10 protein-coding genes are annotated in these 9,517 nt (G+C 49.9%); 2 read left to right on the top strand and 8 right to left on the bottom strand.

Features of this window, described 5'->3' with window-relative positions; translation table 11 throughout:
- The first annotated feature begins 122 nt into the window (after window positions 1-122).
- Entirely contained in the window at window positions 123-404 is a 282-nt protein-coding gene (locus tag E0D98_RS18440) for a hypothetical protein (protein WP_000133424.1), read from the top strand.
- 601 nt (window positions 405-1,005) lie between these two features.
- On the opposite strand, the gene phoQ is transcribed toward E0D98_RS18440, so the two are convergent.
- The 7 genes from phoQ to rluE all read right to left on the bottom strand — a co-directional run bounded on the left by phoQ (window position 1,006) and on the right by rluE (window position 7,640).
- A complete protein-coding gene (gene phoQ / locus E0D98_RS18435; RefSeq protein WP_000735412.1) occupies window positions 1,006-2,466 on the bottom strand; it encodes a two-component system sensor histidine kinase PhoQ in 1,461 nt (486 codons plus the stop codon).
- Window positions 2,466-3,137 carry a two-component system response regulator PhoP gene (phoP, locus tag E0D98_RS18430; protein ID WP_001265481.1) on the bottom strand — a complete coding sequence of 224 codons (672 nt, stop codon included), beginning with the start codon at window positions 3,135-3,137 and terminating at the stop codon, window positions 2,466-2,468. Before phoP ends, phoQ begins: the two co-directional genes overlap by 1 nt.
- Before the next feature lie 167 nt (window positions 3,138-3,304).
- Window positions 3,305-4,675, bottom strand: a complete 1,371-nt coding sequence (gene purB / locus E0D98_RS18425) for an adenylosuccinate lyase (protein ID WP_000423750.1) — start codon at window positions 4,673-4,675, stop codon at window positions 3,305-3,307.
- Window positions 4,676-4,678: 3 nt separating this feature from the next.
- Entirely contained in the window at window positions 4,679-5,320 is a 642-nt protein-coding gene (gene hflD, locus E0D98_RS18420; RefSeq protein ID WP_001297479.1) for a high frequency lysogenization protein HflD, read from the bottom strand.
- 35 nt (window positions 5,321-5,355) lie between these two features.
- Window positions 5,356-6,462, bottom strand: coding sequence for a tRNA 2-thiouridine(34) synthase MnmA (gene mnmA / locus E0D98_RS18415; RefSeq protein WP_001297484.1), 1,107 nt, complete (start codon window positions 6,460-6,462; stop codon window positions 5,356-5,358).
- A gap of 53 nt (window positions 6,463-6,515) precedes the next feature.
- Window positions 6,516-6,977 (bottom strand): phosphatase NudJ, encoded by a 462-nt coding sequence (gene nudJ / locus E0D98_RS18410; protein WP_000476093.1) that lies wholly within the window; start codon window positions 6,975-6,977, stop codon window positions 6,516-6,518.
- A gap of 9 nt (window positions 6,978-6,986) precedes the next feature.
- Window positions 6,987-7,640, bottom strand: coding sequence for a 23S rRNA pseudouridine(2457) synthase RluE (gene rluE / locus E0D98_RS18405; RefSeq protein ID WP_001248698.1), 654 nt, complete (start codon window positions 7,638-7,640; stop codon window positions 6,987-6,989).
- Window positions 7,641-7,811: 171 nt separating this feature from the next.
- Between rluE and icd the strand changes: the two genes are divergently transcribed.
- Entirely contained in the window at window positions 7,812-9,062 is a 1,251-nt protein-coding gene (gene icd / locus E0D98_RS18400) for an NADP-dependent isocitrate dehydrogenase (protein WP_000444487.1), read from the top strand.
- Window positions 9,063-9,164: 102 nt separating this feature from the next.
- Here the strand turns inward: icd and E0D98_RS18395 are convergent, their stop codons facing one another.
- Entirely contained in the window at window positions 9,165-9,488 is a 324-nt protein-coding gene (locus tag E0D98_RS18395; RefSeq protein ID WP_001307134.1) for an anti-adapter protein IraM, read from the bottom strand.
- Between the last annotated feature and the right edge of the window lie 29 nt (window positions 9,489-9,517).

Below are 9,517 nucleotides of genomic sequence, written 5' to 3'. Positions count from 1 at the left end.
GATCTGACTTTTGCCGGAAAATTCTCATAAACAGATAAAAACCGCGAGGTCGCCGCCCCGTAACGGGCCATAATTCCAGGAAGGACCCGACGACACCAGACTATCAGAGCGATGGGGGCACAATGACAGAAGCCGAACTACTGGGATTAATCCGCCGCGTCGCCGGAATCAGCCAGCAGCATGACGAACAGGCCACACAGCCGGACAGCGTGACCGCTGAAAATTATGTGCGTGTTGTAGCGGAAGTGATGCGCCGTGATGGTATAGAACTTAATGGCGTTGATATGCGCAACATACGGAACCGCGTTCTTGAAATGCTGGCCTACAATCGCCGCGTTGAACTGTATCGGGAGAAAGAAAAAATAACGTACCACTGGAAGAAGCCGGAACGGCTGCGGCGGTAACTTGCTGATATTCCCGATAACGCAAAATTGCGCTGGCTACATCCCTCACATCTGAGGACTGTTAATCAGAAGGCCGGAATATATTCACAAACTACGAAATTTTCGTAGTTTAATTAATGGTCAGATTAATCGCTAACCCGCTGATATTTTCGGAAACCTCAATTTGAGGAAGTCGGAAGCGTCACCCTTCATATTCTGAATGGTCATAATGACCACGCAGACCATCAAGGCAACCACAACGAACATCGTTACGGTTGGAGCTTTTACCCCACTGGGGGAAAGGTATTACGATAATCATAACACCTACCGAACAGGTAAAACCCACCAGCCTGATTAACAGTTAACCGGAAAAAAAATCCGGTAGCCCCGTTATGGGGATCCCCATATCGACATTAACGCCCCTCATGAATTGGTGCGCTTCCCCCTGGAAAGATTACCCGCCTGTATATTTCTTGTGTCTATTTGTTCCACGTTGTTTCATACAGTGCACCGAACGGTGTAGTTAATGGTGTAGTCAATTTGCTGTTTTTAGCACTTTTTGCAGTGTGGGTTGTTTAATTAAATCAATGGGTTGCCTTGCTGTGGTGATAAAAGGACATATTTATTCATCTTTCGGCGCAGAATGCTGGCGACCAAAAATCACCTCCATCCGCGCACCGCCCAGCATGCTCTCTCCGGCGACGATTTTACCCTCATATTGCTCGGTGATTTCGCGGGCTACCGCCAGCCCTACACCTTGCCCAGGGCGTAAAGTATCAACCCGTTGACCACGGTCGAAAATGACCTCTCGCTTGCTTAATGGAATACCGGGGCCATCATCCTCGACCACAATATAGAGATGCTCGTCGGTTTGCCTTGCAGAAATTTCGACAAACTCGAGGCAATATTTACAGGCATTATCCAGCACGTTGCCCATCACCTCGACAAAATCGTTCTGCTCACCGACAAAGCTGATCTCTGGCGAAATATCGAGAGAGATATTGACCCCTTTGCGTTGATACACTTTGTTCAGCGCTGAGGTGAGATTGTCCAGCAGTGGGGCGACCGGATGCAGCTCGCGGCTGAGCAATGTCCCGCCGCGCATACTGGCACGATGCAGGTAGTAGCCAATTTGCTGTGAAATGCGGCTGATTTGCTCCAGCATTACCGGCTCAGCATCACTGACGCTCATCTTTTCACTACGCAGAGAACGCAGCGTACTTTGCAGCACCGCCAGTGGCGTTTTCAGACTATGGGTCAGGTCGGTGAGCGTCGTACGGTATTTGTCGTAACGTTCGCGTTCACTTTTTAACAATCGGTTCAGGTTTCGTACCAGACTGGTCAGTTCTCGCGTTGTGGCTGGATTGAGCAATTCGCGGTTATGTTCTTCCAGTTCGCGGACTTCTTTTGCCAGGGCTTCGATGGGGCGTAAACTCCACCAGGCGGCGACCCACAGCAGCGGGATCACTAACAGCAGATTGGCTGAGAGCACATAGATAAACCAGCTCCAGACCATATAGGAACTTTTTAGCTCCACCGGAATGGTATCCACCACCACAATGGTTAATTTTGGCATCCGCGATGTTGCCGGGTAGACGTTTACTGCCACCGAGTGGGTCATCTCCGCGTCGTCATCATCTTCCCGCACTTCCTGCAACTGTTGCTGTATCGAATGATCTCCACTCAGCAAGAGGCTGGTATCGTTAACATCCGCTTCAATTTCATGAAAACCATTCGATTTCAGCCAGTCAGGCTGGATCATCTTCATCAGCCAGGGCACGTCACGTTGCGCCCATAAAAGCTGCCCGTTCTCATCATAAATTAGCGTCATGGTGGGGCTTTGCTTGTCGATATTTTCGGGTAACTCGACATGCAACTTATTGTTTTCCCACTTCGCAAGGGTATAGAACAGATTGCTCTCGCCACGTAACAGCCGAAACGTAGTTTTATCGAAACTGACGCTATAACCGATCAGCGCGACCATTCCGTAGGCAAGCGAAAGCACCAGTACTACCGCAGCCGTTGCCAACAGAAAACGTACCCGCAGTGAGAGCGGGAAAAAAAGACGCAGTAATTTTTTCATCAGCGCAATTCGAACAAATAGCCCTGGCCGCGAACGGTAGTAATCACTTCTTGCGGATATTGTGCCTGAATTTTTTTGCGCAGACGTCCCATCAGTACATCAATGGTATGGCTTTCCCGCAGCTCCGCATCCGGATAGAGTTGGAGCATTAACGAATCTTTGCTCACCACTTTGCCATTATTGCGTATCAACGTTTCCATAATGGTGTATTCGAACGCGGTCAGTTTGATCACTTCGTCATTAATAGATAATTCACGGCGAGAGAGATCAACCTGAAACGGGGGTAGCGAAATGACCTGTGAAGCCAGGCCGCTATTACGCCGCATTAATGCCTGCATTCGCGCCATCACCTCTTCAATATGAAACGGTTTAGTCACGTAATCATCAGCACCGGCACTTAATACTTCGACTTTGTCCTGCCAGCTTTCACGGGCGGTTAATACCAGAATCGGCAGTGAAACATCATTGCTACGCCAGCGGCGAATCAGTGACAGACCGTCCTCGTCAGGCAATCCGAGATCGACAATCGCAATATCCGGTAAATGTTCATTGAGATAATAATCGGCTTCTTTGGCATCTTCTGCGTCATCGACCTGATGACCAGCATCCTGAATCTGAACTTTAAGGTGGTGACGTAACAACGCATTGTCTTCAACAACCAGTACGCGCATTTTTATTTCTCCCTGTCTTAATTATTAAAATAGTGTAACGCGATTATGTGTTTATGGGGGTAAACATTAAATAAACCAGCGGGGAGGGGAGGTAAAGTGAAAAAAGAAAAAGTGGATAATTTTAATAAACAGGCCGGACAGCATCGCCATCCGGCACTGATACGAGTTTATTTCAGCTCATCAACCATGGTGATAGCTCGACCAATATAGTTAGCCGGCGTCATCGCTTTCAGGCGGGCTTTCTCTTCTTCTGGCAACGCCAGACCATCGATAAACTGCTTCATGCCTTCGGCGTCAACGCGCTTACCGCGAGTCAGCTCTTTCAGCTTCTCGTACGGTTTTTCGATGCCATAGCGACGCATAACTGTCTGGATTGGCTCAGCCAGCACTTCCCAGTTGTGATCCAGCTCATCCAGCAGATGGTCACGGTTTACTTCCAGTTTGCTCACGCCTTTCAGGGTGGATTGATACGCAATCAGCGCATAACCGATACCCACGCCGAGGTTACGCAGCACGGTGGAGTCGGTCAGGTCACGCTGCCAGCGGGAAACCGGCAGTTTGCTTGCCAGATGCTGCAATACCGCGTTGGAAAGGCCCAGATTCCCTTCGGAGTTTTCGAAGTCAATCGGGTTAACTTTATGCGGCATGGTGGAAGAACCAATCTCACCAGCAATGGTTTTCTGTTTGAAGTGGTTAAGGGCGATATAACCCCAGACGTCACGGTCAAAGTCGATCAGAATGGTGTTGAAGCGCGCAACGCAATCAAACAATTCGGCAATGTAGTCGTGCGGTTCGATCTGGGTGGTGTACGGGTTCCACTGAATACCCAGCGAGGTGACGAACTCTTCGCTGAACTGATGCCAGTCAACTTCCGGGTAAGCGGCGATATGGGCGTTATAGTTACCGACCGCGCCGTTGATTTTGCCGAGGATCTCCACCTGATTAAGCTGGCGGTACTGGCGCTCCATACGGTAGGCGACGTTTGCCATCTCTTTACCGATGGTTGACGGCGTGGCTGGCTGACCGTGGGTACGAGACAGCAGCGGGATATCGCGGTACTGAACGGCGAGATCTTTAATGCCATCAATCAGTTGACGCCAGTACGGCAGGATCACTTCATCACGCGCGGTTTTCAGCATTAATGCGTGGGAGAGGTTATTGATATCTTCCGAAGTACAGGCAAAGTGGATGAATTCAGAAACCGCGTGCAGTTCCGGGATCTCCGCCACTTTTTCTTTCAGGAAATACTCAACCGCTTTAACGTCGTGGTTAGTGGTACGCTCGATGGTTTTGATGCGTGCGGCATCTTCTTCGCTGAAATTGGCGACAACTGCATCAAGGTAACCGATTGCGTCGGCAGCAAAAGCAGGAACTTCCTTGATCGCTGCGTGCGCGGCCAGTTTTTGCAGCCAACGTACTTCAACTTGTACACGGAATTTCAGCAAACCATATTCGCTGAAAATCCCGCGCAGCGCGCTGACTTTATCGCCGTAGCGTCCATCGACAGGGGAAACGGCGGTCAGTGAGGATAATTCCATAGATCACAACTCCGGGGTTAAATGAGCAAGAATTTGTTTTGCCTGAGTGGTCAGGCGATTACGAGAAAACATCAGTTGCAGACGTCCGCCGCCGACCTGGTGCCAGAGCACGGCGGCGCGAATGCCTGCCAGCAGGGTTGCGCGAACTTTCGCCTGCACTTGTGGGCTTTGCAGTACAGCAGGGGAACCGGTGACCTGAATGCGCGGGCCAAGCGGGCTGATCACATCAACATAGATAGCAGCCATCGCGCTCATCAGCGTTTCGGACTGTAAATCGAAGTGTTCGAGCTGGCGTTGCAGGCCGTTGATCCGGTTGCCCAGAGTGTCGAGCGCGCCTTTCGCTGAGGAGAGTTTGCGCTCAAGCACCATCAAGCTGAGTGTGTAGCGGGTTAATTCGGCGTTTAAGCCCTGGCGACTGCTGGCATTGAGCACGCCGAGCAGGGTTTCCAGCCCGACGCGCAGGTTGGCTTCGCTACCGCCAAAAACCGCCAGCGTCGAGCTGGGGTTCATATCAATAATACTGTTGAGTGAGACGTGTAGCGCATCGGCATCACAATGCCCCTGGTGAGCGAGTTGTTGCACCAGGCGTGCCGACTGACAAATACCGGCCAGGGCGAGGGTGATGTCATAGTAATTCTTTGCCACGTTCACTGCTTCCTTGTTTTAAGTAAAGATAATAATCAGACCGGCAGCGGCAGACGCTGCTCAATAATACCGCCACCGAGGCACACTTCACCGTTATAGAAGACGGCAGACTGGCCCGGCGTCACGGCGGCAACCGGTTCATCGAAAATCACTTCAATGCGATCATCGTCCAGCGCCTTGACGGTGCAAGGGATATCGGTCTGGCGATAGCGGGTTTTTACCGTGCAACGCATAGTGCCGGTGAATGGTTCGCGATCGACCCAGTGCAACTGCTGGGCAATCAACCCGACAGACATCAGCCGCGGGTGTTCATGGCCCTGAGCGACAACCAGAATGTTGTTTTCGACGTCTTTGTCCACCACATACCACGGTTCTTCGGTACCTTCTTTGGTGCCACCGATACCCAGACCTTTACGCTGACCGAGAGTGTGATACATCAGCCCCTGGTGCTCACCAATTTCATCGCCATCGACGGTAATGATTTTGCCCGGTTGCGCCGGGAGATAACGGCCCAGGAACTCGCGGAATTTACGTTCGCCAATGAAGCAAATGCCGGTAGAGTCTTTTTTCTTCGCGGTGACCAGACCAAGATCTTCAGCAATCTTACGCACCTGCGGTTTTTCCAGTTCGCCGACCGGGAACAGGCTTTGCGCAATCTGCTCATGGCTGAGCGTATAAAGGAAGTAGCTCTGGTCTTTATTGCTGTCCAGACCACGCAGCAGGCGGCTCTTGCCATCGACATCGGCCCGACGTACGTAATGACCGGTAGCGATATAATCGGCACCTAAATCTTCGGCGGCAAATTCGAGGAAGGCTTTAAATTTGATCTCTTTGTTGCACAGAATATCCGGATTCGGCGTGCGACCGGCTTTATATTCGGCAAGGAACAGTTCGAAGACGTTGTCCCAGTACTCGGCAGCAAAGTTAACGGTGTGCAGTTCAATGCCGAGCTTGTCGCAGACAGCCTGGGCATCAGCCAGATCCGCTGCCGCTGTGCAATATTCCTCACCGTCGTCTTCTTCCCAGTTCTTCATAAACAGGCCTTCGACCTGATATCCCTGTTGTTGCAACAGCCAGGCAGAAACGGAGGAATCGACACCGCCGGACATGCCGACGATTACTTTTTTTGCGGTTTCAGACATTGGATCACTCACGACATTGAACTTCAAGGCGGCGTATTCTATCACGCAGCCTTTTAGATGACACCCTTTGTAAAAGGCCAGTTAAAATCGCCAATCATCTCCAGCGGATAACGTTGCCCGCTTTGATAACAACGAATACTTTCCGCCACCAGCGGCGAACGAAGATTTGACGCCTGTAAAATTTCTTCGGCGCTGACCCAACGGCAGCAGTCGATATCGCTGTCATGAGGCTGGGTCGGGCATATTTGCTCAAGCTCAATGGCAAAGAGGAAACGCAAAAACGGCGTTTTATCTGGCGCAATCCACTGATGCATACGAATAAAGTGTTGCGGCTGCGCGCTGATGCCGGTTTCTTCCCACAGTTCACGGGCGGCGGCTTCCACTAAGGTTTCATCGGCTTCCAGATGCCCGGCAGGTTGGTTCCATAACGCTTTACCATTAATCGTCTCTTCAACGACTAAAAATTTGCCTTCTGCGTGCACCACGCAAGCAACGGTAACGTGCGGTTTAAACATTTTGCATCCTTAATCTGTCACTTCTCGCCATTCGCCATTGGCAAGATTATCCAAAGAGTAATCTCCCATCGCATAGCGAATCAGTCGCAGCGTGGGGAAACCAACATGGGCGGTCATGCGGCGCACCTGGCGATTACGTCCTTCATATAAGGTGATCTTCAGCCAGCTGGTGGGAATACTTTTGCGTTCACGAATTGGTGGATTCCGCGGCCATAACCACGCGGGTTCGTTAACCAGCTCCGCGCCTGCGGGCAGGGTAGGGCCATCATTTAAGGTTACGCCATTGCGCAAGGCTTCAAGTGCGTCTTGTGTGGGAATACCTTCCACCTGCACATAATAGATTTTTCCGGTGCGTTTACCCGGCTGGGTTAAACGCGCCTGCAACGCGCCGTTATTGGTCAGCACCAGCAACCCTTCGCTATCGCGGTCAAGGCGACCTGCTGCATAAACGCCCTGAACCGGGATGAATTCTTTTAATGTTTTGCGTCCGGCTTCATCGGTGAACTGCGGAAGAACATCGTAGGGTTTATTGAACAGGATCACACGCGTGGGCTGGTTTTCAGGTTTACGCCTGGTAGAACGTTGCGAGCTGAATCGCTTAACTTGGTGATTTCTAAAAGAAGTTTTTTGCATGGTATTTTCAGAGATTATGAATTGCCGCATTATAGCCTAATAACGCGCATCTTTCATGACGGCAAACAATAGGGTAGTATTGACAAGCCAATTACAAATCATTAACAAAAAATTGCTCTAAAGCATCCGTATCGCAGGACGCAAACGCATATGCAACGTGGTGGCAGACGAGCAAACCAGTAGCGCTCGAAGGAGAGGTGAATGGAAAGTAAAGTAGTTGTTCCGGCACAAGGCAAGAAGATCACCCTGCAAAACGGCAAACTCAACGTTCCTGAAAATCCGATTATCCCTTACATTGAAGGTGATGGAATCGGTGTAGATGTAACCCCAGCCATGCTGAAAGTGGTCGACGCTGCAGTCGAGAAAGCCTATAAAGGCGAGCGTAAAATCTCCTGGATGGAAATTTACACCGGTGAAAAATCCACACAGGTTTATGGTCAGGACGTCTGGCTGCCTGCTGAAACTCTTGATCTGATTCGTGAATATCGCGTTGCCATTAAAGGTCCGCTGACCACTCCTGTTGGTGGCGGTATTCGCTCTCTGAACGTTGCCCTGCGCCAGGAACTGGATCTCTACATCTGCCTGCGTCCGGTACGTTACTATCAGGGCACTCCAAGCCCGGTTAAACACCCTGAACTGACCGATATGGTTATCTTCCGTGAAAACTCGGAAGACATTTATGCGGGTATCGAATGGAAAGCAGACTCTGCCGACGCCGAGAAAGTGATTAAATTCCTGCGTGAAGAGATGGGGGTGAAGAAAATTCGCTTCCCGGAACATTGTGGTATCGGTATTAAGCCGTGTTCGGAAGAAGGCACCAAACGTCTGGTTCGTGCAGCGATCGAATACGCAATTGCTAACGATCGTGACTCTGTGACTCTGGTGCACAAAGGCAACATCATGAAGTTCACCGAAGGCGCGTTTAAAGACTGGGGCTACCAGCTGGCGCGTGAAGAGTTTGGCGGTGAACTGATCGACGGCGGCCCGTGGCTGAAAGTTAAAAACCCGAACACCGGCAAAGAGATCGTCATTAAAGACGTGATTGCTGATGCATTCCTGCAACAGATCCTGCTGCGTCCGGCTGAATATGATGTTATCGCCTGTATGAACCTGAACGGTGACTACATTTCTGACGCTCTGGCAGCGCAGGTTGGCGGTATCGGTATCGCCCCTGGAGCAAACATCGGTGACGAATGCGCCCTGTTTGAAGCCACCCACGGTACTGCGCCGAAATACGCCGGTCAGGACAAAGTAAACCCTGGCTCTATTATTCTCTCCGCTGAGATGATGTTACGCCATATGGGCTGGACTGAAGCCGCAGACCTGATTGTTAAAGGTATGGAAGGCGCAATCAATGCGAAGACCGTAACCTATGACTTCGAGCGTCTGATGGAAGGCGCTAAACTGCTGAAATGTTCAGAATTTGGTGATGCGATCATCAAGAACATGTAATCACTACATGTGTTTAATATTGCAACGGGCGTATAACACGCCCGTTGTTTTATTTATGTAGGTATTATTAATAGCATATCGAGCATATTTATATAAAACCCTTTACTTGAGCCCATATGGGCATATTTTTATAATGCAACTATTATGCAAACATTTATTTGTTATTTTGCTTTCTCCTGGAGGACACTCTTGACTGCTTTTGAGTAGACTCCATAAATCCTTGTTGAATGGTGCGATGTTATAAATAGTAATAGGATATTCTTTATCTTTAAGGATAATTCCAGATTTAACCGGTGTAAATATACTGCCAGGAGGGAGAAATATAGTAGATTGATACCAGATGATCATTTTCATATTACCCCATATGGCTGAAAAAGATATGCCGCATGAAGGTTGAATTATCGTGTCAATTACTATCCACTTCATTTGTTATGTCTTATCCCACGGTATTTAAT

The organism is Escherichia sp. KCJ4928, assembly GCF_004352695.1.
GTDB lineage: Bacteria > Pseudomonadota > Gammaproteobacteria > Enterobacterales > Enterobacteriaceae > ECMA0423.
The sequence above is the reverse complement of the archived record's forward strand: the minus strand, read 5'-3'. Positions and strand labels throughout refer to the sequence as shown.

Coding starts and splice junctions, on each gene's coding strand:
- E0D98_RS18440 (WP_000133424.1), top strand. CDS start 123: ATGACAGAAGCCGAACTACTGGGATTAATCCGCCGCGTCGCCGGAATC.
- phoQ (WP_000735412.1), bottom strand. CDS start 2,466: ATGAAAAAATTACTGCGTCTTTTTTTCCCGCTCTCACTGCGGGTACGT.
- phoP (WP_001265481.1), bottom strand. CDS start 3,137: ATGCGCGTACTGGTTGTTGAAGACAATGCGTTGTTACGTCACCACCTT.
- purB (WP_000423750.1), bottom strand. CDS start 4,675: ATGGAATTATCCTCACTGACCGCCGTTTCCCCTGTCGATGGACGCTAC.
- mnmA (WP_001297484.1), bottom strand. CDS start 6,462: ATGTCTGAAACCGCAAAAAAAGTAATCGTCGGCATGTCCGGCGGTGTC.
- nudJ (WP_000476093.1), bottom strand. CDS start 6,977: ATGTTTAAACCGCACGTTACCGTTGCTTGCGTGGTGCACGCAGAAGGC.
- rluE (WP_001248698.1), bottom strand. CDS start 7,640: ATGCGGCAATTCATAATCTCTGAAAATACCATGCAAAAAACTTCTTTT.
- icd (WP_000444487.1), top strand. CDS start 7,812: ATGGAAAGTAAAGTAGTTGTTCCGGCACAAGGCAAGAAGATCACCCTG.
- E0D98_RS18395 (WP_001307134.1), bottom strand. CDS start 9,488: ATGAAGTGGATAGTAATTGACACGATAATTCAACCTTCATGCGGCATA.